The 23,371-nt window shown below is 69.9% G+C and carries 19 protein-coding genes and 1 pseudogene; 12 read left to right on the top strand and 8 right to left on the bottom strand.

Annotation, left to right across the window (positions count from 1 at the left end; all coding sequences use genetic code 11):
* Positions 1–5 precede the first annotated feature (5 nt).
* From dapD to dapE, 5 genes and pseudogenes are all read left to right on the top strand, one after another.
* A pseudogene (dapD, locus tag K4L06_RS21060) lies at positions 6–902 on the top strand (2,3,4,5-tetrahydropyridine-2,6-dicarboxylate N-succinyltransferase); the annotation flags it as partial.
* 10 nt (positions 903–912) lie between these two features.
* Positions 913–1,380 (top strand): hypothetical protein, encoded by a 468-nt coding sequence (locus K4L06_RS21055; protein ID WP_221673235.1) that lies wholly within the window; start codon positions 913–915, stop codon positions 1,378–1,380.
* Between the two features lie 109 nt (positions 1,381–1,489).
* Positions 1,490–1,939 (top strand): hypothetical protein, encoded by a 450-nt coding sequence (locus K4L06_RS21050; RefSeq protein ID WP_221673234.1) that lies wholly within the window; start codon positions 1,490–1,492, stop codon positions 1,937–1,939.
* Positions 1,936–2,295, top strand: coding sequence for a Spx/MgsR family RNA polymerase-binding regulatory protein (locus tag K4L06_RS21045; RefSeq protein ID WP_221673233.1), 360 nt, complete (start codon positions 1,936–1,938; stop codon positions 2,293–2,295). Before K4L06_RS21050 ends, K4L06_RS21045 begins: the two co-directional genes overlap by 4 nt.
* On the top strand, positions 2,292–3,446 hold the full coding sequence (gene dapE / locus K4L06_RS21040; RefSeq protein ID WP_221673232.1) for a succinyl-diaminopimelate desuccinylase: 1,155 nt from the start codon (positions 2,292–2,294) through the stop codon (positions 3,444–3,446). Before K4L06_RS21045 ends, dapE begins: the two co-directional genes overlap by 4 nt.
* Positions 3,447–3,550: 104 nt before the next feature.
* On the opposite strand, the gene K4L06_RS21035 is transcribed toward dapE, so the two are convergent.
* Positions 3,551–4,213, bottom strand: coding sequence for an IS1595 family transposase (locus K4L06_RS21035; RefSeq protein ID WP_221669514.1), 663 nt, complete (start codon positions 4,211–4,213; stop codon positions 3,551–3,553).
* A gap of 272 nt (positions 4,214–4,485) precedes the next feature.
* Positions 4,486–6,903, bottom strand: coding sequence for a penicillin acylase family protein (locus K4L06_RS21030; RefSeq protein ID WP_221673231.1), 2,418 nt, complete (start codon positions 6,901–6,903; stop codon positions 4,486–4,488).
* A 224-nt stretch (positions 6,904–7,127) separates the two neighbouring features.
* On the opposite strand from K4L06_RS21030, the gene K4L06_RS22695 reads away from it, so the two are divergent.
* Entirely contained in the window at positions 7,128–7,259 is a 132-nt protein-coding gene (locus K4L06_RS22695; RefSeq protein WP_255595393.1) for a hypothetical protein, read from the top strand.
* 129 nt (positions 7,260–7,388) lie between these two features.
* Positions 7,389–9,074 carry an asparagine synthase B gene (gene asnB, locus K4L06_RS21025; RefSeq protein WP_221673230.1) on the top strand — a complete coding sequence of 562 codons (1,686 nt, stop codon included), beginning with the start codon at positions 7,389–7,391 and terminating at the stop codon, positions 9,072–9,074.
* 120 nt (positions 9,075–9,194) lie between these two features.
* On the opposite strand, the gene K4L06_RS21020 is transcribed toward asnB, so the two are convergent.
* Complete coding sequence (locus tag K4L06_RS21020; protein ID WP_221673229.1) at positions 9,195–9,665, bottom strand: hypothetical protein; 471 nt, start codon at positions 9,663–9,665, stop codon at positions 9,195–9,197.
* Between the two features lie 290 nt (positions 9,666–9,955).
* Complete coding sequence (locus K4L06_RS21015) at positions 9,956–11,122, bottom strand: polysaccharide deacetylase family protein (RefSeq protein ID WP_221673228.1); 1,167 nt, start codon at positions 11,120–11,122, stop codon at positions 9,956–9,958.
* A 163-nt stretch (positions 11,123–11,285) separates the two neighbouring features.
* On the opposite strand from K4L06_RS21015, the gene K4L06_RS21010 reads away from it, so the two are divergent.
* Entirely contained in the window at positions 11,286–13,106 is a 1,821-nt protein-coding gene (locus K4L06_RS21010) for a monovalent cation:proton antiporter-2 (CPA2) family protein (RefSeq protein WP_221673227.1), read from the top strand.
* Here the strand turns inward: K4L06_RS21010 and K4L06_RS21005 are convergent.
* Positions 13,103–14,035, bottom strand: a complete 933-nt coding sequence (locus K4L06_RS21005; RefSeq protein ID WP_221673226.1) for a hypothetical protein — start codon at positions 14,033–14,035, stop codon at positions 13,103–13,105. The two genes, K4L06_RS21010 and K4L06_RS21005, sit on opposite strands and share 4 nt — an antisense overlap.
* Positions 14,036–14,046: 11 nt before the next feature.
* Positions 14,047–14,670, bottom strand: a complete 624-nt coding sequence (locus K4L06_RS21000) for a CGNR zinc finger domain-containing protein (protein ID WP_221673225.1) — start codon at positions 14,668–14,670, stop codon at positions 14,047–14,049.
* 304 nt (positions 14,671–14,974) lie between these two features.
* Between K4L06_RS21000 and K4L06_RS20995 the strand changes: the two genes are divergently transcribed.
* Entirely contained in the window at positions 14,975–15,916 is a 942-nt protein-coding gene (locus tag K4L06_RS20995; protein ID WP_221673224.1) for an MBL fold metallo-hydrolase, read from the top strand.
* Positions 15,917–16,252: 336 nt separating this feature from the next.
* On the opposite strand, the gene K4L06_RS20990 is transcribed toward K4L06_RS20995, so the two are convergent.
* Positions 16,253–17,626 carry a trypsin-like peptidase domain-containing protein gene (locus K4L06_RS20990; protein WP_221673223.1) on the bottom strand — a complete coding sequence of 458 codons (1,374 nt, stop codon included), beginning with the start codon at positions 17,624–17,626 and terminating at the stop codon, positions 16,253–16,255.
* A 353-nt stretch (positions 17,627–17,979) separates the two neighbouring features.
* On the opposite strand from K4L06_RS20990, the gene rnr reads away from it, so the two are divergent.
* From rnr to sugE, 3 genes are all read left to right on the top strand, one after another.
* Entirely contained in the window at positions 17,980–20,415 is a 2,436-nt protein-coding gene (gene rnr, locus K4L06_RS20985; protein ID WP_221673222.1) for a ribonuclease R, read from the top strand.
* 593 nt (positions 20,416–21,008) lie between these two features.
* Positions 21,009–21,764 (top strand): 23S rRNA (guanosine(2251)-2'-O)-methyltransferase RlmB, encoded by a 756-nt coding sequence (rlmB, locus tag K4L06_RS20980; RefSeq protein WP_221673221.1) that lies wholly within the window; start codon positions 21,009–21,011, stop codon positions 21,762–21,764.
* 569 nt (positions 21,765–22,333) lie between these two features.
* Positions 22,334–22,645 carry a quaternary ammonium compound efflux SMR transporter SugE gene (gene sugE, locus K4L06_RS20975; RefSeq protein WP_221673220.1) on the top strand — a complete coding sequence of 104 codons (312 nt, stop codon included), beginning with the start codon at positions 22,334–22,336 and terminating at the stop codon, positions 22,643–22,645.
* 48 nt (positions 22,646–22,693) lie between these two features.
* On the opposite strand, the gene K4L06_RS20970 is transcribed toward sugE, so the two are convergent.
* Positions 22,694–23,311: a glycoside hydrolase family 19 protein gene (locus K4L06_RS20970; protein ID WP_255595392.1), complete on the bottom strand. Its 618-nt coding sequence runs from the start codon at positions 23,309–23,311 to the stop codon at positions 22,694–22,696.
* Positions 23,312–23,371 lie beyond the last annotated feature (60 nt).

The following is a 23,371-nucleotide window of genomic DNA, read 5'->3' as shown; positions in this document are numbered from 1 at the left end:
GCCCCCCCGCCAAGAAGACCACCAAGAAGGCCGCGAAGAAGACGGCCAAGAAGAGCCACGAAGCGCCGGGCGCCGACGAGCTGAAGTTCATGATCGACAGCGCCTTCGAACGGCGCACGATGCTGACCCCGGACGAGATCGAAGGTTCGACCCGGCCGACCGTGGAGCGGGTCATCGCCGGCCTGGAGCAGGGCGAGTTCCGCGTCGCCGAGCCGGACGGCGAGGGCGGCTGGAAGGTCAACGAATGGCTGAAGAAAGCGGTGCTGCTGTACTTCCGGGTCAACGACATGCAGGTGGTCGAGGCCGATCCGGCGCCGTTCTGGGACAAGGTGCCGGCGCGCTTCGAAGGCTACGGCGAAAGCGATTTCCGCAAGCTCGGCGCGCGCGTCGTGCCCGGCGCGATCGCCCGCCGCGGCGCCTACATCGGCAAGGACGTGGTGCTGATGCCGAGCTTCGTCAACATCGGCGCCCACGTCGGCGAAGGCACCATGGTCGACACCTGGGCCACGGTCGGTTCCTGCGCCCAGATCGGCAAGCACTGCCACCTGTCCGGCGGCGCCGGCATCGGCGGCGTGCTCGAACCGCTGCAGGCCTCGCCGACCATCATCGAGGACCACTGCTTCATCGGCGCGCGTTCGGAAGTGGTCGAAGGCTTCGTGGTCGGCCACCACAGCGTGATCGGCATGGGCGTGTTCCTGGGCCAGAGCACCCGCGTCTACAACCGCGCCACCGGCGAGATCTCCTACGGCTACGTGCCGCCGTACAGCGTGGTGGTGTCCGGCCAGTTGCCGGCCAAGGACGGTTCGCACTCGCTGTACTGCGCGGTGATCGTCAAGCAGGTCGACGCCAAGACGATGTCCAAGACCAGCATCAACGACCTGCTGCGCGGCTTGGCGGACTGACGCCGCCCGCATGCTGCGGATCTCGTCGCCCTGGACGGCCTGGCGCAAGTGGCGTCCGCTGCTGCCGCTGGCGTTCCTGCCGATCGCATGCGCGGCGACCTACGCAGCGGGATTTCCGGTGATGTGGGCGGCCACCGTGTTCGGCACCTATGCGGCAGTATCGGCGGCGTTCCTGCCGCTGAACTGGGGACTGGCCGATGAGGTCGAGTGGGCCGGAGACGTGCTGCGCGTGCGGCGAGGCAAGGTCGAGACCCGGGTGGCGCTTGCCGATGTGCAAGCGCTGCGCCCGGCCGGCTGGCTGCAGCGCGGCCAACTCATGCTGGAACTGCGCAAGCCCGGCGTCCTGGGCCGGCACATCGTTTTTTTGCCCTTGGGCGATCCATGGCCGGGGTATCGCAAGCACCCGGCGGTGGCCGATCTGGAGAGGCGCGTGGGCCAGATGCGCGATGCGCGGCCCGGGCCCTCCTCACGGCGATGAAAGAGCGGTGCGGTCGAGTCGATGGCCGTGCGCGAGCGCTGCGCAGCGCGCCGAAAACCATGCGTTGCAAACTATCGGGGGGCTGACGGTGCGCAGGATCTCGTCGTCGATGACGTTCTGCTACAAAAAGGTGTTTCCGGCGTTTTTTTTGGGACTGCCGAGCCTCTCGTTCTTGTATTTGCTGTTCAACGAGCCGGCCGGATCCACCCCTGTCTTGGTTCTGCCGCTCATGATCGCGGTCGGGTTCTTCGTCGTGCGCCGTTACACGGCCGATCTGGCCGACGAAGTGCTGGACGACGGCGATAAACTCAAGGTCCGCAAGGGCGGACTGGAGCAGACCGTCGCGTTGCGCGACATCGTCGACGTCAGCGTCACCCGCAACACCAATCCGGCCCGGTTGAGCTTGCGGCTGGACCGCGCCGGCGCGCTGGGCGACCGTATCGCCTTCGTGCCGTTGTCCGCCGCGTCCGACTGCCTTCCCTATAAGCCGAACCCGTTGGCCGGCGAACTCAAGCAACGCATCGCCACGATCAAAGCGACATCGATGAGACAGCCATGACCACTCTTTACGGCCTGAACAACTGCGACACCTGCAAGAAAGCCCGCAAGTGGCTCGACCGCTTCGGCGTCGCCCACAGCTTCGTCGACTACCGCGACAACCGGCAGAGCGCGGAAACGCTGATCGAATGGAAGAACCAGCTCGGCGGCTGGGACAGCCTGATCAACAAGTCTTCGACCACCTGGCGCACCCTGCCGCCGAACCGCAAGGAGCCGGCCTCGGATGCGGAGTGGAAGCTGTTGCTGAAGGAGTATCCGCAGCTGATCCGCCGGCCGGTGGTGGTCACCGACGACGGCAAGGTCAGCCAGGGCTTCAGCGACAACGGCTTCAAGCAGCGCTTCGGGATCGGCTCGTGAGCGCCGTCGCGCCCAGCGAAGTCCTGGCGCTGACCTGCGAACTGATTTCGCGCGCGTCGGTGACGCCGGCCGACCTGGGCTGCCAGGACTTGATCGCGCAGCGCTTGCAGCGCGCCGGCTTCGCCTGCGAGCACCTGCGTTACGGCGAGGTCGACAACCTGTGGGCGACCCACGGCGCGGGCGAGGGGCCGACCCTGGTCCTGCTCGGCCACACCGACGTGGTGCCGTCCGGTCCGGCCGAGAGCTGGGCCAGCGACCCGTTCCGGCCCGAGATCCGCGACGGCGTGCTGTACGGCCGCGGCGCGGCCGACATGAAGGGCAGCGTGGCCGCGTTCGTGGTCGCGCTGGAGCGTTTCGCCGCGCGCCATCCCGGCCACCGCGGCCGGGTCGCCTTGCTGCTGACCTCGGACGAGGAAGGCGACGCCATCGACGGCGTGCGCAAGGTCGCCGAGACCTTCCGCGCCCGCGGCGAGCGCATCGACTGGTGCGTCACCGGCGAGCCTTCGTCGACGCGCACGCTGGGCGACCTGTTGCGGGTCGGCCGGCGCGGCACCTTGTCGGCGACGCTGAGCGTGATCGGCGTGCAAGGCCACGTGGCCTATCCGGACAAGGCGCGCAATCCGATCCACCAGGCCATGCCCGCATTGTCGGAACTGGCCGCGCGGCGCTGGGACGAGGGCTACCAGACCTTCCCGCCGACCTCGCTGCAGATCAGCAACATCCACGCCGGCACCGGCGCCAACAACGTGATTCCGGGCGAGCTGCAGGTGCTGTTCAACCTGCGCTACAACCCGAACTGGAACGCGCAGCGGCTGGAGCGCGAGTGCGAGCAGGTGCTGCGCGCGCACGGCCTGGAGTACCGGTTGCAGTGGTTCCGCGGCGGCGAGCCGTTCTACACCCCGGAAGGTCCGCTGCGCGCCGCGGCGCGCGAGGTGCTGGGCCGCTTCGCCGGCGCCGCGCCGGAGGAAAGCACCGGCGGCGGCACCTCGGACGCGCGCTTCATCGCGCCGCTGGGTGCGCAGTGCATCGAGATCGGCCCGGTCAACGCCAGCATCCACAAGGTCGACGAGAACGTCTCGGTGGCCGACCTGGAGGCCTTGCCGGAGCTGTACCTGGCGCTGATCGAGCGCTTGCTGATCGAGAACGGCTGAGGCGGGCGCAGGCGCGCGATCGCTTCGTTGCGATTGCGCGGCGCACGGGCACGACGTGGGTCCCCGGTCGCGGCTCACGCCGCTCCTACAAAAAATGGTAATTCCTAACGTTTCTGGACCAAAAGTGGAGTGATTTGGTCAAGGTCTATGACCCGCAGAGCCTTGTCCAGCAAGGCTTGCAGATCTTCGGCCCGGTGGTTGTAGCGGTAGCAAACTTCACCCAAATACAGATGGAAGAATTGGCGGGGCACCCCACGGTACGGGGCTAACCAGTTCTTGGCGTAGCTCCAGAAGCCTTCGATGCCGTTGATGTGGTCGCGTCCGACCGGCTTGCCCTTCTCCTTGCGGATCATCACGTGGTCGCCTCGTAGCTTCAGCGTGGCGTACGCCTGCCAGCGGTCGGTGTAGTACAGCGACCCTTCGCGGGTGTGCGCCTCGATCTGCTGCATCACGCTGTCGCGATCGTGCGCCGCGATCGGCATGGCCTTGACCTGGCCGTTGCGCTTGACGATGCCGAACACGATCACCTTGCCGGCGGCGCCCCAACCGGTTTTGCCATGACGTATGCCGCCAAACGTAGTTTCGTCGCATTCCACGACCCCATCGAACGGCCCTCGCCACTGCTCTTCGAAGGCGCAGCAAGCCCGCAGGACGCGGTAGAACTTTTCTGCCGTGGCCGGGCTGCATACGGGCCGGAATCGCTGCCGGTAGACCGGTACGCCCAGAGCGAAACGTTCGATCAGTTGCCGCTTCTGGGAAGCGCTCAATCGGACCGATTCCCAGGCCAAGACGGCCGGACGAAAGCGATGGGCGCACGCCCGGCACTTGAGCCGTCCATCGCTCAATTTCCATGGCCGCGCACGTTGGCAAACAGGACATTTTTGCATCTGGAACCAGCCTAATCTGGTCCAGATTCGTAGGGAACTACCCAAAAAATCAGCCGCTCCCTCGAGGGAGCGGGGTTCCACCGGGATTTCCTTCGGTCACAGGCCGCGACCGCGATGTTGCGGATCGCGGCGGCCGCTCCGAGGTCGGCCGCTCACTCGATCGGCCGCAACTCCAGCCTGTACTTCGCCGGCCCGGGCAGGAACGGCGTCGGCCGCCCGTGGACCCAATCGTCGTGGCCCGCGCCCCAGAACGGCGATAGCGGATGGCCGCTCTGGCCGCCGGGCATGTGCACGATGCCGTCGGCTTCGTGACCGGGCGATACCACCATGCGCTCGGACGCACCGAAGCTCGGCCGCTGCACCCGCGGCATCGCCGCATCGCCGGGCAATTGGTCCGGCGGCATGCACAGCGCGCCGCGGGCGAAGCCGGGCAGGGCCGAGGCCAGCGGATGGCAGATCGAGGCGGTGTTGTGCTCGCCCCAGGGGTGCCTGGCCAATTGCGCGGCCGCGTTCGGTCCCGGCGGCACCTTGAGTTCGTCCAGCACGTCCCGCGCGGCATGCTCGAGCAGGCTGTCCCAGGAACGTTCGCTGCGCGGCAGCAGGTGCGCCGGGCGCTGGCTCAGCAGCGGCCAGATCACTCCTTCGAGTTGCTTGAGGTCGGGCATTTCGAACTGCGCGCCCAACGCCGCCTGCGCCGGTGCGGTCAGGCCGTTGGCGATGCGGATGAACACCGCGCGGCGCCAGTTGCGGACCATGCGGTAGCTGACCGAGCCCGGTTCGGCGCGGCCTTCCCAGCGCTGCGCAGCCTGCGCCAGCGCGGCCAGCGCCGGCGAGTCGCCGGCTTGCTGCGCGTGCCGGCCCTGGTCTTGCAGCAAGCGCCACCAACGCTGCAGGAACAGCGCGCGGTCGTCGAGCTGGATCGCCAGCAGGTCGCGTTCGTTGAAGCGTTGCTTGGCGAACAGGCCGTCGCGGATCTGGCCGGCGCGCGCGCCGAGCACATAGTCGCCCTGGCCGATGCGTTCCAGTTCCAGGCCGTCGAGCGTACGCGTGTTCGCGGTCCACAAACGCCCCGACGGCGGCGCCACCAGGTCCGGCGCATCCGCAGTCTGAATCGTCCACGGCGGGCAGGTAGGTACCTGCAGGGGGCGACCGTCGGCATCGGCGTTCTCGGCCAGCGCGTCGGTGGTACACGAGCCCTCGCGTTCGGGAATCGGGCCGAGCAGGCGCCAGGCGATCTTGCCGGCGCGGTCGCCGACCACCAGGTTCTGCACCGGCATCGCCACCGTGCGGGCCGCTTGCAGCGCCTGGTCGACCGAACCCGCGCGCTGCAGCTCGGCCAGGCCGAGGTTGAGCGCGCCGGGCAGGTGCGCGCTCCAGCGCAGGGCCAACGCGCTGCCGTCGGCGTTGTCGTGCAGCAGTGGGCCCCAGGCGGTTTCGCGGACGATGAGTTTTTCCGGCGCGCGGCCGGCGACGACGATGGTTTCCTCGTGCACGCGCAGGCCGGCGCAGCTCGCGGGCGGGGCGCCGGCGGCGCAGCCGGGCTGCAGCGACCAGTCGGCCCAGTCGCCGTAGCTGTTGGTGAAGGCCCAGGCGACATGGCCGTTGCTGCCGACCACCACCGCCGGCAGGCCGGGCAGGGTGAAGCCGGAGGCGTCGATGCGGCCGTCCGGCGCGCCGGGATCCGGGTAGCGCAGGCGCGCGCGGAACCAGATGTTGGGCGCGCGCAGGCCCAGGTGCATGTCGTCGGCGACGATCGCGCGGCGGTCCGCGGTCAGGCTGCCGGCGACGGCGAAGTTGTTGCTGCCGATCTCGTCGAGGAAGGGCAGGGGGATCAGCGTGGCCGAGGCCGGCGCCGGCAGCTTGCGCAGGTCCAGTTGCTCGGCGCTCGGCAGGGCCGCATCGCCGAACGGCGCGCCGTACAGCGGCGCGTCCCAACTGCTGCCGGGATTGGTCAGCAGGGCGAACAGGGCCGGCGGCACATGCGGCCGGATCCGCCACAGCGCCAACTCGCGCGCGTTGTCGCCGCCCTGCAGGTCGAAGTACATCGCATAGCCGACCAGGGCCGAATCGGCCACGGTCCACGGCTCGGGCTCGCTGCGCAGCAGCAGATAAGGCCAGGGTTTGCGCGACAGCCCGCGCAGGCCGGCGTTGACGCCTTCGGCATAGGCCTGCAGCAGCGCCGCCTGGTCGCCGCTGAACTCGGCCAGATGCTGCTGCACCCGCGCGCGCAGGCGGTGCACGCGGTGGCGGCGGTCGAAGTCGAGCGCGCGTTCGCCGAACAGCGCCGACAGCTCGCCGGCGGCGGTGCGGCGCAACAGGTCCATCTCGAAATAGCGTTCCTGGGCGTGGACGAAGCCCAGCGCGCGCACCGCGTCGGCCGGGTTCGCGGCGTCCACCGTGACCACGCCCAATGCATCGCGTTCGAGCTTCGCCGGCGCGGACAGGCCGGCCAGGGCGAGTTCGCCGTCCAGGCGGGGCAGGCTGCCGCGCAGCAGCCACCAGGCTGCGACGGCGCCGATCAACGACAGGCACAACAGCGCGAGCAGAGCGCGCCTGATCCATTTGGCCATGGGGTTCCTCCGTGGGCGAGCTTAGCTTGTTACGGGAGGGCGGAAATCGGGAATCGGGAGTCGGGAGTCGGGAGTCAGGAATGGGGAATGGGGAATGGGACTGGTCTCGCGGGGTTGCGAGAGCGGAGTGTTCAAGGGGGGAGGGGCGGCCGGCGGGGCGCACTCCCGGGGGCGGTGGGGAGGGGGCGCTTGCATCCGGGGCGATCCTCAAGCAGGATCGGCTCATGACCTTCCCGTCCGCCATCGCCGACCGCCGCAGCGCCACTCGCGCCGGCAGCGCCTGCGCGGCCGTGGCCAACGTGCGCGCCAACAACAATAACCGCAATAACGCCAGCCTCCCGCGGGCCGGCGATTAGCGCGCGCAACACACGCTAAATCGCTCAGGAAGCCCGCACTGCGAAGTGCGGGCTTCTTGCGTTTCAGGCCCCCGAAACGCTTTCCCATCCCACCTCAACCGCCGCTCACCCCCTCCTGGAGATACCCCGATGTGCTCGATCCTCGGTCTGTTCGACCTGCGTCCCGGCGCCGACCTGCGCCCGCTGCGCCCGCTGGCGCTGTCCCTGTCGGCGCGCCAACGCCACCGCGGTCCGGACTGGTCCGGGGTCAGCGTCGAGCCGCGCGCGATCCTGGTCCACGAGCGCCTGGCCATCGTCGACCCCACCGGCGGCTCGCAGCCGCTGCGTTCGGCCGACGGCGAGCTGGCGCTGGCGGTGAACGGCGAGATCTACAACCATCGCGAACTCGAGCAGCAACTGGGTACGCCTTACGCGTTCCAGACCAAGTCCGACTGCGAGGTCATCAACGCCCTGTACCGCGAAGGCGGCGAGATCGGCGAGTGGGTCGGCCGGCTCAACGGAATCTTCGCCTTCGCCCTGTGGGATGCGGCGCGCGGCCGCTACGTGATCGCGCGTGATCCGATCGGGGTGTGTCCGCTGTACTGGGGCCACGACGCCGACGGCCGATTGTGGGTGGCTTCGGAGATGAAGGCGCTGGCGCGGCTGTGCGACGACGTCGCGCCGTTCCCGCCGGGGCACTACTACGACAGCGAAGTCGGGGTGGCGGTGAAGTACTACCAGCGGCCGTGGCGCGAGTACGAGGCGGTGCGCGGGGTCGAGGTCTCGTTGCAGGAGCTGCGCGAGGCCTTCGAGCGCGCGGTGCACCGGCAGATGATGAGCGACGTGCCCTACGGCGTGCTGCTGTCCGGCGGCCTGGATTCCTCGCTGGTGGCGGCTTGCGCGGCGCGCTTCGCCCGGCGCCGGATCGAGGAAGACGATCAGGCCGAGGCCTGGTGGCCGCGCCTGCATTCCTTCGCCATCGGCCTGGAGGGCTCGCCCGACCTGGCCGCGGCGGAAATCGCCGCCAAGGCGCTGGGCACGGTGCACCACGGCTTCACCTACACCTTCGAGGAGGGCCTGGACGCGCTGCCGGACGTGATCGCCCACATCGAGACCTACGACGTCACCACCATCCGCGCGTCCACGCCGATGTTCCTGCTGGCGCGGCGGATCAAGGCGATGGGGGTGAAGATGGTGCTGTCGGGCGAAGGTTCGGACGAGATCTTCGGCGGCTATCTGTACTTCCACAAGGCGCCGAACGCGCGCGAATTCCACGAGGAACTGGTGCGCAAGCTCGACGCGCTGCACAGCTACGACTGCCTGCGCGCGAACAAGTCGATGATGGCCTGGGGCGTGGAGCCGCGGGTGCCGTTCCTGGACGTGGAATTCCTCGACGTGGCGATGCGCATGGACGCGCAGGCCAAGATGGTCGACAAGCCGGCCGGACGGATCGAGAAGGCGGTCCTGCGCGAGGCTTTCGAGGGCTATCTGCCGAAGGAGATCCTGTGGCGGCAGAAGGAGCAGTTCAGCGACGGCGTCGGCTACGGCTGGATCGACGGCCTCAAGGCGCATGCCGAAGCCCAGGTCGGCGACCGCGAGTTCGCCGCGGCGGCGGTGCGTTTTCCGATCAACACCCCGCAGACCAAGGAGGCGTACTACTACCGCAGCCTGTTCGAGCGCCAGTTCCCCGGCGAGGCCTGCGCGCAGACGGTGCCGGGCGGCAAGTCGATCGCCTGCTCGTCGCCGGCGGCGATCGCCTGGGACGCGGCTTTCGCCAACGCCGCCGATCCGTCCGGGCGCGCGGTGGCCGGTGTGCACCAGTCCGCGTTGGTCTGAGCCGTGCTGATCTGAGCCGCGCTGATCCGAACTGCGCTGGTCTGAGCGTGGAACGCATCGGACGCCGTCATGGCGCCCGATGCGGGGTGGCTGTCCGCGACCGCGCGGACAGCGCGACGATCAAGTGCCGCAGCGCGGCCAGCTGACGGTCAGGGTCTTGATGTCGGAGCCGCCGTTCGGACAGGCGACTTCGACGATCGCCTTGCCGGTCAGTTCGCAGGTCGAGCTGCGGAACACGCTCAGCCCCTTGCGCGCCGGCGTGCCCGGGAAGCTGTAGGTGCCGTCCAGCGACTGCGAGTCGGTGGTCACCGGGACGCCGTCGTGGCTGCGGCCGGAGACCTGGGCGGTGACGATGTACCAGGCCGGTGCAGGCGCCGGCGGGCTGAAGCCCTGGCGCACGCTGGCCTTGGCGACCACGGTGGCGGTGCTGCCGCTGTTGCCGAAGTCCAGCCACATGTCGGCGGTGTAGGCGCCGCAGATGTTGACGTGCAGTTCGGTATCCGGCGGCGGCGTGGCGGCCGAGGCCAGCGGCGCGGCGAGCATGAGCAGGGCGGTGGCGGCGCAAGCCGCGAGCGAGCGATGATGGGTCATACGCAGTTCCTTGCGTGATGGTTTGAATGCGCGCGGGGCGGGCAACGAGCGATCGTCGCGGACGCGTCCGTCGCGGTCCGAGCCGGCCCGCCTCGGGCGGCGGGCCGAAGCTCATTCTGGGTCAGGGGCGACGCAGCGATTGCGACGTTCCGACGGCCGCACGACAGTTCTAAAAACTCGTGCGGCGTCCAGCGAAACCGTCGCGCCAGGCCGGGTTTCGTCGCGTTTTTCCGCTCGCCGCGAACGCCGTATCTCGCGGCGCGCGCCGGGGTTCGCGCGAACCGGAGCGCTCAGCCAGCAGACGCGGGATAGCGCTTGCAGTCCACCCACTCCACCCCGGCGCCGCGGGTCTGCCGCAGCAGCCACGGCAGCGCCTGGCGGGCCTTGTCGTGCACGTCGTGGAACAGGATCGTGCCGCGCCGCCACAGCAGCATCAGGCTGAGCAAACGCTGGCCGACCGCATCGGCCGAGACCTTGGCGTTCCAGTCCTGGCTGTCGATGTTCCACAAGGCCACGCGCAGGCCCTGGGCGCGGAAGAAGGCGCCGCTGTCGGCCAGGCGTTGGCCGTAGGGCGGACGGAACAGCGGCACGTAACCGCTGCCGACGCGCTGGGCCACCAGCGCGCTGCTGCGAGCCACCGAGTCCTGCCATTGCGGCCAGCGCGCATGCGACTGGTGCTGCCAGCCGTGCGAGGCCACGCACATGCCGGCGTAGAGCCGGGCGGCGTCGTCGCCGCGGCGCTGCAGCGATTCGCCGAGGACGAAGAAGGTGCCCTGCAGGCGCAGCTCGCGCAGGCTGCGCAACAGCCGGTCGGTGTTGCCGCCCGGCGCGGTCGGGCCGTCGTCGAAACTGAGCAGGAAACGGCGGTCGCCGAGCTCGCTGCCATCGGACTCGACCGCGGAATAGGTGTCGATCTCGCTGCTGACCCGGGGGAACAGCGCCGCCAGGCGCAGCTGCTCGTCCAGGTAGGTGCGATGGAAGCGCGCCGCATCGGCGTACCAGGCCGCGTAGGCCGGCTCCGGCGCGGCCTGGAAGCGCAGGGCCAGGGCGCGCAGCGCGGCGGCGTCGCCGGCAGGGGCGCAGAAGACGTCCTGGCGGACGCAGCTGCCCAGCGCACTGCGGTAGCCGGCGGCCAGGCGTTGCCAGAAGCGGCCGCGGATGCGTTCCAGGGCCGGCCGGTCGATCTGCTTCAGGCCCAGGCGCGCGCGCAGCGCCTCGTCGTCCAGGGTTTCGCTGAGCGCGAGTTGGTGGGCGAAAGCGAGGATCTCGGCGCGCGAGGCGCGGTCGAAGGCGGCCGGGGCGTTCAGCGGCTGCGGCCAGGCGCTGCGATCGGAGGCGGCGATGTTGGCCGGTCCCGCGGCGCGTGCCGGCGATGCGGCCGTCAATGCCGCCGCGGCGAGCGCGCCGGCGGCGAACGGTACGACGGCCGGAGCCAGGGCGCGCGCGCGGCGGAGCATGATCGAGTCCTTCGATGACGGTCGGCAGGCGGCGATCATAGCAACGCGGCGACGGCGGACGCCCGGCTTCAGACCGCATCGGCGCGCCTGCTAGGCTGTCGCGACGGAGCGCGCTGCGGCGCGGCTGCGACCGATACGATCCAGACGCAAGCGAGGTGGGACCATGGCGGCCGAAGCGCAGGGCAGCGAACTGGTGAAGGTGGTGGTGCTGCTCGCCGCCGGGGTGGTCGCGGTGCCGGTCTTCAAGCGCATCGGCCTGGGTTCGGTGCTCGGCTACCTGGCCGCGGGCCTGGCGATCGGGCCGTTCGGCCTGGGCCTGTTCGCCGAATCGCAGGCGATCCTGCACGTGGCCGAACTCGGCGTGGTGATGTTCCTGTTCCTGATCGGCCTGGAGATGCGGCCCTCGCACCTGTGGAGCCTGCGGCGCGAGATCTTCGGCCTGGGCAGCGTGCAGATCCTGGTCTGCTCGGCGGCGATGACCGGGGTGGGGCTGCTGTTCGGTTTTCCGCCGGTGGTGGCCTTCATCGGTGCGATGGGTTTCGTCCTGACCTCGACCGCGATCGTGATGCAGATCCTCGGCGAGCGCGGCGACCTGGCCTTGCCGCGCGGCCAGCGCATCGTCTCGATCCTGTTGTTCGAGGACCTGCTGATCGTGCCGCTGCTGGCCCTGGTCGCGCTGATGGCGCCGGCCGATGCGGTCGCCGACGGCGCGGCGCGTTCGCGCTGGGCCGACATCGGCATCGCCCTGGCCGCGCTGGCGACCTTGCTCGCCGCCGGCATCTGGCTGCTGAACCCGCTGTTCCGGTTGCTGGCCGCGGCCAAGGCGCGCGAAGTCATGACCGCGGCCGCGTTGCTGGTGGTGCTGGGCGCCGCGCTGTTGATGCAGATCGGCGGGCTGTCGATGGCGATGGGCGCGTTCCTGGCCGGGGTGCTGCTGTCGGAATCGACTTTCCGCCACCAGCTCGAAGCCGACGTCGAACCTTTCCGCGGCATCCTGCTCGGCCTGTTCTTCCTCAGCGTCGGCATGTCGCTGGACCTGCTCGTGGTGGCGGCGAACTGGCCGTCGATCGTCGGCGGGGTGTTGGTGCTGATGCTGACCAAGGCGGCGTGCATCTACGCGGTCGCGCGGCTGCTGAAGTCCTGCCACACCGAAGCGCTGGACCGCGCGGTGCTGATGGCGCAGGGCGGCGAGTTCGCCTTCGTGCTGTTCTCGGCCGCGGTCGGCGCGCGCCTCCTCGACGCCGAGACCGGCGCCAACCTGACCGCGATCGTGGTCCTGTCGATGGCGCTGACCCCGATCGCGATCCTGCTGCTGCGCCGGCTGGCGCCGAAGGCGGCGCTGTCGCTGGAAGGAGTGGACGAGCCCAACGGCCTCAGCGGCAGCGTGCTGCTGGTCGGCTTCGGCCGCTTCGGCCAGGTGGTCTGCCAATCGCTGCTGTCGCGCGGGGTCGAGGTCTCGATCATCGACACCGACGTGGAGATGATCCAGAGCGCGCAGAGTTTCGGCTTCAAGGTCTATTACGGCGACGGCACCCGCCTGGACGTGCTGCACGCCTCCGGCGCCGGCAGCGCGCAGCTGATCGCGATCTGCATCGACGACCGCGCTGCGGCGACGACCACGGTGCAGCTGGTGCGGCACCAGTTCCCGCAGGCCAAGGTGCTGGCGCGCAGCTTCGACCGCGAACACGCGCTGGAACTGGTCAACGCCGGGGTCGACCTGCAGATCCGCGAGACGTTCGAGTCGGCGATGCGCTTCGGCGAAGCGGCGCTGGTCGAACTCGGCGTGCCGGCCGACGAAGCCGGCGAGGTGGTCGCCGACATCCGCCGTCGCGACGCCGAACGCTTCGAACTGGAACTGGTCGGCGGCACCCGCGCCGGCGTGCCGCTGCTGTACGGCAATATGCAGCAGACCCCGCTGATCGCGCCCAAGCCGCGCGCCGGCGCGGCCGGCGCCGAAGCGCCGGCAGCCGGTACCGCGACTTAGTCCCGGCCCTCGCGCGGCCGCGCCGACGGCGCGCCGCAGGCCGGCGGCCAGCGGCGGTCCGGCGCCTCGACCAGGTCGAGCAGGAACAGTTCGCCCGAGCGTTCGCCGTCGGCCTGGGCGAACAGCAGCCGGTCGCCGGCCGGCGACAGCAGCGGGCCGACCTGGAACACGTCCTCGCGCGCGGGCAGGCGGCCGCGCTCGCGCCACACGCCGCGCTCGCGTTCGAACCGATACAGGTGCGAGCGGTCGCCGCGATCGATCACCGCGACCAACCGGCGGCCGTCGCCGGAGACGTCGGCTTCGTATTCGTTGCCGGCGCTGCTCAGCGGCGGGCCGAGGTTGGCCACCGTCCAGCGTCCGTCGGCATCGCTCCGGGCGAGGTACAGATCGCCCTGGCCATGGCCGCCGTCGCGGCTGGAGCCGAAATACAGGCGACCGTCGCCGGTCGGCCGCGGCAACAGCTCCGACGCCGGCGAGTTGACCGGCGCCGGCAGGCGCCGCGGCGCCGACCAACCGTCGCGGCCGCGACGCTCGACCACGTAGATGTCCAGGTCTTCGCGGCGCGGGTCGTGGCGCGAGGAGACGAAATACAGCCGGCGGCCGTCGGGGCTGAAGGCCGGATCGGCGTCGACGCCGGCTTCGGCGCTGGCGAACGCCGGTGGGCGCGGCGGCGACCAGCGGCCGCGCTCGCAGCGCGATTGCAAGAGGCGCCAGGCGGCGAAATTGCGGTCGCTACGCATGAACACGATTTCGTCGCCGTCCGGGCTGAAGCTCGGCGAAGACTCGTAGCCGTCGCTGGCCAGGACCGATGGAGTCCAGCGGACCGGCGCGGGCGGCGCGCCCGCCGCTGCGGCGGCGAGCGGCAGGCACAGGGCGAGCACGTACACGGCCCGCAGGTCGCCGTGCAGTCGGACGCGCGGAGCGGTCATGACGGGCGATCCTAGTCCGCTTCGCGATGGCGCTGCTGGAAACGCCGCGCCTTGGCGACGTTGCCGCAAGTGGCCATGTCGCACCAGCGGCGGCGGCCGTTCTTGGAGGTGTCGACGAACACCCAGCCGCAGTCGCGGCCGTCGCAGACCCGCAGTCGGTCGATGCGCGGGTCCTTGAGCAGGTCGATCGCATAGGCGGTGATCACGTGCGCGATCAAATCCAGCCCGGAACGTTGCGGCGACCACTGCGTGCGCAGCCGGCCGCGGTCGGACACCAACTGCGCGGCGCGCGACGCATCGAGGCGGGCGCGGTCGATGGCGTCCAGCGCGCTCGGCGCCGGCGCGCGTCCGCCGGCCAGCGCATACAGGGCTTCGCACAAGGCCTCGCGCAGTTGCTTGCAGCGGCTCAGCGCCGCCGCGGCCTGGGCGGGCGATTCGCGCCGCAGCGCGTCCAACCGGCCCAGGTCGGACTCGGCGAAGGCGCCGCTGCGCGCGGCCCAGTCGAGCAGGGCGGGGTAGCCGTCGAGCCAGTCGCGCGGTTCGCTGTCGCGCGCGGTGACGGTGTTGACCAGATCCAGGGCCGGATCGCCGCCGACCAGATCGGCCGGGCGGAAGTCGTGGGGTTCCAGGCGCATAGGCTTCCCTCGTGGATGCGGGCAGGGTAGATCGCGCGCTTGTAACCTGCAATGGCAATTTTAAAGGTTTCCAGCCCGGTGCGGCCTCGAGCCGCCGCAGGCGCGATCGGAACGGGATATGTCTGTTATGTGCAACAGATAGTCGACTGATGCGCCGTTTTTAGCGTCGTTTCGGTCAACTATTCTGCCGGACATGCCGCAGCCGACCGGGCCGGCCGGCCCGCCTCACGCGTCCTGCGTGCCGGCATCGGTATACCGGCTCAGCCGCGCCGCTTCGCCCGTCCGACCGTCATGAGGCCCTGCCATGTCCCGAACCCGTCTGTTTCTTGCCCTCGCCGCCGCCGGCCTGAGCCTGGGCCTGATCGCCTGCCAACGCGAAGCCGCGCCCGCCGCAGCGCCGGCGTCGACCGCCGCCGCGCCCGCGCCGGTCGCCGTGGCCGCGCCGCTCAAGACCGAGGTCTACAACCCCGGCGAGAAAGGCCTGTTCCAGGTCGCCTCGGTGCTGGTCGTCGGCGCCAAGGACGCGGTGCTGATCGACGCCCAGTTCTCCGCCGCCGATGCGCGCCGACTGGTCGAGCGGATCCAGGCCTCGGGCAAGCGCCTGAGCGCGATCTACATCAGCCACGGCGACCCGGACTACTACTTCGGCCTGGACACCCTGCACGAGGCCTTCCCCGAAGCCGAAATCCTCGCCACCGCGCCTACGGTCGAGCACATCCGCAGCACCCAGGCCGGCAAGCTGGCCTATTGGGGGCCCAAGCTCGGCGCCGACGCGCCCAAGCGCATCGTGGTGCCGCAGGTACTGCAGAGCGACCGGATCGAGCTGGAAGGGCAGAGCCTGCAGATCGTCGGCCTGGACGGCCCCAGCCCGGACCGCAGCTTCGTCTGGATCCCGTCGATCCGCACCGTCGCCGGCGGCGTGCCGGTGGTCGCCGGCGAGCATCTGTTCATGGCCGACACGCAGACGCCGAAATCGCACCAGGATTGGCTGGCGACCCTGGCCAAGATCGAGTCGCTGCAGCCGCAGACGGTGATCCCCGGCCACTTCGCCCCCGGCTCGGCGCAGACCCTGGATGCGGTGCGTTTCAGCGCCGACTACATCCGCGCCTTCGACGAGGAGGCGGCCAAGGCCAAGGACGCCAAGGCCCTGATCGCGGCCTTGAAGCAACGCTATCCGCAGCTCGGCGGCGAGCTGTCGCTGGAGATCAGCGCCAAGGTCGCCAAGGGCGAGATGCCCTGGCCCTGAGCCGTCGTTCGCGACGCGTCGATGCATCGAACGGCCGCTGCCTGCGCAGCGGCCGTTCTGTTTTCCTGGACGGAGGCAGGGACGCCGCCTGTAGGAGCGGCGTCCCACGGGGATTTCCTCCGGTCATAAGCCGCGACAACCGAAGCGGTGCAATTCCACGGTCGCATCTGAAGTCGCGAGTCGTCGGGCGTCTTCCGAACGGTCTCCAGTTGCCCCGCGGCTTCGGCCAGCGCCGCTTGCGTACGTCGCTGCGGATGTCGCGGTTCACGCCGCTCCTACACGGGGCGGCTGCGATGCGTCGCCCGCCGCGCGCGGCGGCGGACGACGCGGGACCGATCACGGGTTGAAGTAGCTCGACACGCTCGAATAGATGTCCGAGAAGCGCGAGTAGTAGTCCGGGTCGCGCGGCGCGCTGCAATAGGAATAGCCGCCGTAGAGGCCGCCGCGCAGCTGGTAGCCGCCGCTGCTGGTGACGGTGAACAGGCCCGAGCCCGAGGAGCCGCCTTCGGTGACGCCTGTGTTCCAGACCACGCGATACAGCGGCGACTTGCCGTCGATCGAGGTCGACAGGCCGGTCACCGAGCCCAGCGAGTATTTCTTGACGTCGCCGGCCGGGTGATGGATGCCTTCGATCGCGGTGCCGGTGGAGCCGATCGCCGAGCTCGACCAGCCGGCGTACACGGCGCCGGCCGGCGGCGCGCTCTTCAGCTCCAGCAGGGCGGTGTCGCGGGTGCGGTTGGCGTGGCGCAGGTAGGCGCCGCCGCTGAGCGTGGTGTAGGCCGGGTTGACCGTGCTGCCGCCGCAGGTGGTGACGTCGTAGAACCAGTAGGTCTGCAGCGAATTGGCCACGGTCTGGGTGCTGATGCAGTGCGCGGCGGTCCAGAACAGGCGCTTCTTCGGCGAGTGGTTGTTGTTGAGCAGGGTGCCGGTGCACAGGTAGGTGCCGCCGCCGCTGGTGAAGGTCATGCGCGCGACCGACTTGGCGGTGGAAACGAAGCCCGACGGCGGACTGGTGCGGCAGACGATGTCCTTCTCGCAATAGTCGCTTTCGCCGACCAGGGCCTGGAACTCGCGTTCGCTGGCGACCGGGCTGACGTCCAGGTGCGAGAGCTGCGGCACCTTCAGGCGCAGGCCGTCGCGGCGGACGCCCTTGGGCAGCACGATTTCCACGCTCAAGGTGTCGCCGGCGACCAGCGGCGACCAGCCGACCGCGTTGCCGGCGAACTCGGCGCCGCGCGCGGCGAACACCCGGCCGTCGTTGCCGGCGAAATGCAGCACCGCCGAGGCCGCTCCGGCGCCGCGCAGGGACAGGCCGGCGCGCAGCGCCACCGCGGTTTCCGAACGCAGTTCCAGGCGCGCCGCCTGGCCGCCGTCGGCCAGCGGCTGCCAGGCCAGGGTGCGCAGGTCGATGTCGCTGCGGGCGATGTCGCGGGCGAAGCCGATTTCCAGCGGCTGGCCGTGCTTGTCCTGCTGCACGCGGCGCTGCTTCAGCGCCGAGCGTTCCAGGTCGGTCGGGCGGACCAGGCTGATCGGACGCACCGCGCCGGTCTTGGCCGAAACGGCGAATTCGGCCGCGCCCATGGCGCCGGCCGAGGGAGCTTCGACGACCGGCGCCGAATCCATTTCGACCGTCGCGGGCCCGGCGGCGTGGGCCGACGCGCCGGACAGGCCGGCGAGCAGCGCGAGGCAAAGCGCGTTGTTGCGGATCATCGTGCGTTTCCTTGGAAGTCTGAGGGGAGGTCGGCGAGGCAGCCGCCGGTCCGCGCGAGCGGCGGACGTGGCGACCCTAAGCCGCGCCGGAGGCGGTTTTTGTGCGGTGGTCGGGGCTTCGCGCAAGCGCCGCGAGCGCAAGCGGCCTGGGGGAAATCGCCGCGCGGGATCTGTGCGCGTCTTTGCATATCGGCGTGCGTCGTCGCGCGGCGATGGCGCGGCGTTTACGCTTTCCCGCAACGTGCTTTGCCGCAGCGCAACGCGAGGGCAGGGCGCGACCGCGCGTCGGACGGGGCGGACCGCCGGGGCGCGTCCAGACGCCGCGTTCATGGCGATGTGCGACCATAGCGGCCATGACCAAAAAAACGAAGAGCAAGAAGACCGGAAACACCGGCGGCAAAACCCCCTCCCGCACCACCGCCGGCAAGTCCGCCGCCCCGCGCAACCGCAAGAATGCGGCGCCGCGCCCGGCCTGGCTGCCGGAGAATCTCCAGCACGGGCAGGCCAAGGGCCCGCGCAAGAAGTCCGCGGCCCCGGCCGCCGCAGGCCGCGCGCCCGCCTACCACGACCCCTACGCCGAGCGCGAAGCGATGCGCTACGCGCAGCCGATCGCCAGCCGCGAACTGATCCTGCAGACCCTGATCGCGGCCGACGGCCCGGTCACCGCCGAGGACCTGGCGCAGCGCCTGCAGCTGACCGAACCCGAGCGCGCCGAAGCGCTGGCCAAGCGCCTGGGCGCGATGCTGCGCGACGGCCAGTTGCTGCAGAACCGCAAGGGCGAGTTCGCCCCCGTGGCGCAGATGGACCTGATCCCCGGGGTGGTGATCGCCAACCCCGACGGCTTCGGCTTCCTGCGCCCGGAGGCCGGCGGCGACGACCTGTTCCTGCCGCCGTTCGAGATGCGCAAGGCCATGCACGGCGACCGGGTGCTGGTCAGCGTGACCGGCGTCGACCGCCGCGGCCGCCGCGAAGGCGCGATCGTCGAAGTGCTGGAGCGGCGCCTCAACCGCCTGATCGGCCGCTTCACCCTCGAGCAGGGCATCAGCTACGTGGTGCCCGACGACCGCCGCATCCAGCGCAACGTGCAGATTCCGCCGGACGCGCGGATGGACGCGCACAACGGCCAGTTGGTGGTGTGCGAACTGGTCCAGGCGCCCGACCCCAAGCGTCCGCCGATCGGCCGCGTGCTGGCCGTGCTCGGCGACAAGCTGACCGCCTCGCTGGCGGTGCAGGCGGCGATCCACGGCCACGAAATTCCCGACCAGTTCCCGCAGGCCACGCTGGACGAGGCCGCCGCGGTGCCGTTGACGGTACCCGAGTCGGTCGCCGCCACCCGGGTCGACCTGCGCGCGATGCCGCTGGTGACCATCGACGGCGAGGACGCCAAGGACTTCGACGACGCCGTGTATTGCGAAAGCAACCGCAACGGCTTCCGCCTGGTGGTGGCGATCGCCGACGTCTCGCATTACGTGCGTCCGGGCACGCCGCTGGACGAGGAAGCGCAGAAGCGCGCGACCTCGGTGTACTTCCCCGGCTTCGTCGTGCCGATGCTGCCGGAGACCCTGTCCAACGGCATCTGTTCGCTGAACCCGAAGGTCGACCGGCTGTGCTTCGTCTGCGACATGCAGATCGATCGCGAGGGCCAGGTCGGCGAGTCCAGGTTCTACGAAGCGGTGATGAATTCGCATGCCCGACTGACCTACACCCAGGTCTGGAACGCGGTCGGCGACGTGCCCGAAGAGGCCAAGGCCGAGGCGCAGGCGCAGATCGGCTCGCTGCTGCCGCATATCCAGCGCCTGCACCAGCTGTATCAGGTGCTGTCCAAGGCGCGCGCCAAGCGCGGCGCGATCGAGTTCGAATCCGGCGAAGTGCGCTTCGTGCTGGGCAAGGACGGCGAGGTGGTGCAGGCCGGCATGCTGCAGCGTAACGATGCGCACAAGCTGATCGAGGAGTGCATGATCGCCGCCAACGTGGAAGCGGCGAAGTACCTGATCGCGCAGCGGGTGCCGGCGCCGTTCCGCATCCACGACCGGCCGCCGGAGCAGAAGTACGCCGACCTGCAGGAGTTCCTCGAGGAGTTCAAGCTGCGCATGCCGGCCTGGAACCAGGTCGAGCCGCGCGATTTCACCGCGCTGCTCAAGAAGATCCGCGAACGCGCCGATGCGGCGCTGATCGAGTCGGTGTTGCTGCGCAGCCAGAGTCTGGCGGTGTACGCGCCGGAGAACGTCGGCCATTTCGGCCTGGCGCTGGAGGCCTACGCCCACTTCACCTCGCCGATCCGCCGCTACCCCGACCTGCTGGTGCACCGCGCGATCAAGCACGCGCTGAGCGGCGTCAATCCGGCCGCCTACGAGTACTCGCCGCGGCAGATGGCGGCGCTGGCGCTGCAATGCTCCGAGCGCGAGCGCCGCGCCGACGAGGCCGAGCGCGAGGTCGACGAGCGCTACCGCGCGGCGTGGATGGAGCAGCACGTCGGCGGCCAGTTCGCCGGCGTCATCAGCGGCGTGACCAGCTTCGGCTTGTTCATCGAACTCGACGAGTCCAAGGTCAACGGCCTGGTCCACGTGACCCAGCTGCCGCACGACTACTACCACTTCGACCCGATCCGAAAAACCCTGCAGGGCGAGCGCACCGGCCGCGAGTTCCGGCTCGGCGACCGGGTCGACATCATCGTGCTCAAGGCCAGCGTCGAAGACCGCAAGATCGACTTCCGCCTGGTCGAGGAACGCGGCGTGAAGCCGCTGCCCCCGCGCGGCCAGCCGGCCAAGCGGGTCAAGCAGAAGTACTGAGGCGCCGGCGTCCGATGGCCTGGTGGCCGCCGCGCATTCGAACCAGCGCCGCCTCGATCCAGCACTCCCGCACCGTCGCCGCTGAACCACCGCCCCCTTTGACAAAGGGGCGAGCGCCTTGCGTTAGTCGGTTTTGTTGTGTTCCAGCGGCGCGGGGGATTTGCTTTTGCGGTGAGGGTGGGGCCAAGCCAAAGCCAAAGCCAAAGCAAATCCCCCCTGGCCCCCCTTTTTCAAAGGGGGGAACTGCGCTTGGGAGGCGCCCGGGCGTCGATTCCTACGGCCGTGTCGGACACTGGCCGTAATCACTGCCCCCTTTGGCAAAGGGGGCGAGCGCCTTGCGTCAATCGGTTTTGTCATGGTCCAGCGGCGCGGGGGATTTGCTCTTGCTGTGAGGAGGGCTTAAGCCAAAGCCAAAGCCAATCCCCCCCTGGCCCCTTTTTCAAAGGGGGGAACTGCATTTGGGGGGCTGCCCGCGATATCGGCTCCTGAGGCCGCACCGGGCCCGGTGCGGCCGGGTAGCTTAGAATTGCCGTCCGCCCCCGCCGCGCCGCCGTTCCGGCCGCCGCGCGGCCTCCCAGCCCCACGGAAGTCCCATGAGCCAGAAACAATGGATCGCCGGCATCAATGCCGTGTCCGCCGCGATCGAACACGATGCGCAGAACGTGCGCGAGGTCCTGATCGAAGCCGGGGCCAAGAACCCGCGTCTGGCCGAGATCGAGACCGCAGCGCGCCGCGCCGACATCGACGTGCGCCGGGTTGCGACCCAGGCCCTGGACGGCGTGGTCGGCGGCTTGCGCCATCAGGGCGTGGTGGCGCGCTATGCCGCGGCCAAGACCTGGAACGAGAACGAGCTGGAAGGCCTGATCGAATCCGCCGAAGGCCGCGCCTTGGTGCTGGTACTGGACGGCGTGCAAGACCCGCACAACCTCGGCGCCTGCCTGCGCAGCGCCGCCGCCGCCGGCGCGACCGCGGTGATCATCCCCAAGGACAAGTCGGTGCAGGTCAACGCGACCGTGCGCAAGACCTCCGCCGGCGCCGCCGACAGCATCCCGGTGATTCCGGTGACCAACTTGGCGCGGGCGCTGCGCGACCTGCAGCAATTGGGCGTGTGGATCTACGGCCTGGCCGGCGAAGCCGAGGCCTCGCTGTACGCGATCGACCTGCGCGGCAACGTCGCCCTGGTGCTCGGCGGCGAAGCCGACGGCCTGCGCCGCCTGACCCGCGAGACCTGCGACCAACTGGTCAAGATCCCGATGCCGGGCGGCAACGCCGCCAGCGGTGTGGAAAGCCTGAATGTCTCGGTCGCCGCTGGCGTGACCCTGTTCGAAGCCGTGCGCCAGCGCGGCTGAAGCCAGGGGGCGTGTAAGCGAAAGGCCGCGGAACCCGCGGCCGGCGCGGCGCTTGGGAAGGAACGAGTGCCGAGCAACGAGTAACGAATGGCCCGGTCCTGGGCCGCGAGTTCCGCTCCTCCGTGGCGCGCGTTCGCGCCAAGCGGTAGGAGCGGCGTTCCACAGGGATTTCCTTCGGTCGCAAGCCGCGACCGCGGCATCCCGCCTGCGGCGCAGGCCCTGGGGTTCGTTGAGCCCCGTGTAGGCGCTTCCCCGCGCCTTCATGCCCGGTCCGGCTTCGTCCCAGCGCCAGTCTCACTAGGCGAACAAGGCACCGACGCGCCGTTCCCGCTCCACTCGTTCCTGTTTCCTCCGCGTTGCTTGAGGCCCCGAACGTGAAAGCTCCATCCCGGGTCTTCACGCGCCGTCGGCCTCTGTAACCCCCCGCTGACCCCGAGCTCGCGCCGGCGCTCCGTCCGCGCCGGGCGTCGATATACTGCGCCGCGATCCGGGACGACCCGGGTCCGCGCAGCCCGACAGCGGCGCGCGTTTTCGTCAGGGGACGGCCCCATCTGCATGGGAGCTGCGTCATGCCCTGGATTCTGCTCGTTCTCGCCGGCCTGTTCGAAGTGGGTTGGGCGATCGGCCTGAAGTACACCGAAGGCTTCACCCGGCTGTGGCCGTCGGTCGGCACCGTCGCGGCGATGGCGATCAGCGTCGGCTTGCTCGGCCTGGCGATGAAGTCGCTGCCGGTCGGCACCGCTTACGCGATCTGGGTCGGCGTCGGCGCGGTCGGCACGGTGATTCTCGGCATCGTCCTGTTCAACGAACCGGCGAATGCCTTGCGCATCGGCAGCATGGCCCTGATCGTCGCCGGCCTGGTCGGTCTCAAGCTCGCCTGACCGGACACGCCCGCGTCGCTGCGGCAGCGATGCGGGCGTGGCCGCCGATCACGCCGGCTCCAGTGAACTGGCGAACAACTCGTCGAAGCGGCGGGCGATGTCGGCGATGGTCTGGGCCTTGTCCATGCCGTTGATGATCTTCCGCGCGTCTTCGTAGTTCGGCGCCTGGCCCGGCTTGAAGTAGTGGTCGAGCTTCTTGCCGGTGAACCAGCCCTTCTTCATGCCTTCCATCGCGATCGCGTAGGCGATCTCCGGCTGCTTGGCGTCGTCGGGCTTGCCCAGCAGGTCGACGCCGAGCAGTTTGCCGGCGCGTTCGTAGTTGGTGCGGCCGGTCAGTTGCACGTAACCGCGGCCGTGGTAGCGCGCGCCGTCGCCGGGCTTGGTATTGCCCAGCGTCTTGCCGATCCGGGTGTGCGCGCCGTACAGGCGCTCGAAGCGCGCATCGTCGCCGAACTCGTCGATCGGGCGCAGGGTATGCGCGGTCTCCCACTTGAAAGTGGCCATGCAATAGGCGATCTGCTGCCGGTGCACCGCGCTGTCGCTGAAGCTGCGGTCCTGTTCGATGCGCCCCATCAGGAAGCGCAGCGCCTGCACCAGATCGGCCCGCAGCGGGCCGAAGCGCCGGCGATAGCCATCGAGAAACTGCTCGTCGTCGAAAGCGAACATCCTGTCCTCCCGTCCTGGGCCGCGACCCGCGTCGCGGGCCGGATCGGCGGCACAGCGCCG

Source organism: Lysobacter sp. BMK333-48F3, from assembly GCF_019733395.1.
In the GTDB taxonomy this organism is placed as follows: Bacteria; Pseudomonadota; Gammaproteobacteria; order Xanthomonadales; family Xanthomonadaceae; genus Lysobacter.
The sequence above is the reverse complement of the archived record's forward strand: the minus strand, read 5'-3'. Positions and strand labels throughout refer to the sequence as shown.

Bases quoted from the DNA above. Each gene is read 5' to 3' on its own strand.
- K4L06_RS20990 (WP_221673223.1), bottom strand. From the start codon at position 17,626: ATGATCCGCAACAACGCGCTTTGCCTCGCGCTGCTCGCCGGCCTGTCC.
- K4L06_RS20995 (WP_221673224.1), top strand. From the start codon at position 14,975: ATGTCCCGAACCCGTCTGTTTCTTGCCCTCGCCGCCGCCGGCCTGAGC.
- K4L06_RS21050 (WP_221673234.1), top strand. From the start codon at position 1,490: ATGACGTTCTGCTACAAAAAGGTGTTTCCGGCGTTTTTTTTGGGACTG.
- K4L06_RS21020 (WP_221673229.1), bottom strand. From the start codon at position 9,665: ATGACCCATCATCGCTCGCTCGCGGCTTGCGCCGCCACCGCCCTGCTC.
- K4L06_RS21030 (WP_221673231.1), bottom strand. From the start codon at position 6,903: ATGGCCAAATGGATCAGGCGCGCTCTGCTCGCGCTGTTGTGCCTGTCG.
- asnB (WP_221673230.1), top strand. From the start codon at position 7,389: ATGTGCTCGATCCTCGGTCTGTTCGACCTGCGTCCCGGCGCCGACCTG.
- rlmB (WP_221673221.1), top strand. From the start codon at position 21,009: ATGAGCCAGAAACAATGGATCGCCGGCATCAATGCCGTGTCCGCCGCG.
- K4L06_RS21055 (WP_221673235.1), top strand. From the start codon at position 913: ATGCTGCGGATCTCGTCGCCCTGGACGGCCTGGCGCAAGTGGCGTCCG.
- K4L06_RS21015 (WP_221673228.1), bottom strand. From the start codon at position 11,122: ATGCTCCGCCGCGCGCGCGCCCTGGCTCCGGCCGTCGTACCGTTCGCC.
- K4L06_RS20970 (WP_255595392.1), bottom strand. From the start codon at position 23,311: ATGTTCGCTTTCGACGACGAGCAGTTTCTCGATGGCTATCGCCGGCGC.
- K4L06_RS21045 (WP_221673233.1), top strand. From the start codon at position 1,936: ATGACCACTCTTTACGGCCTGAACAACTGCGACACCTGCAAGAAAGCC.
- rnr (WP_221673222.1), top strand. From the start codon at position 17,980: ATGACCAAAAAAACGAAGAGCAAGAAGACCGGAAACACCGGCGGCAAA.
- K4L06_RS21010 (WP_221673227.1), top strand. From the start codon at position 11,286: ATGGCGGCCGAAGCGCAGGGCAGCGAACTGGTGAAGGTGGTGGTGCTG.
- K4L06_RS22695 (WP_255595393.1), top strand. From the start codon at position 7,128: ATGACCTTCCCGTCCGCCATCGCCGACCGCCGCAGCGCCACTCGCGCC.
- sugE (WP_221673220.1), top strand. From the start codon at position 22,334: ATGCCCTGGATTCTGCTCGTTCTCGCCGGCCTGTTCGAAGTGGGTTGG.
- K4L06_RS21000 (WP_221673225.1), bottom strand. From the start codon at position 14,670: ATGCGCCTGGAACCCCACGACTTCCGCCCGGCCGATCTGGTCGGCGGC.
- K4L06_RS21005 (WP_221673226.1), bottom strand. From the start codon at position 14,035: ATGACCGCTCCGCGCGTCCGACTGCACGGCGACCTGCGGGCCGTGTAC.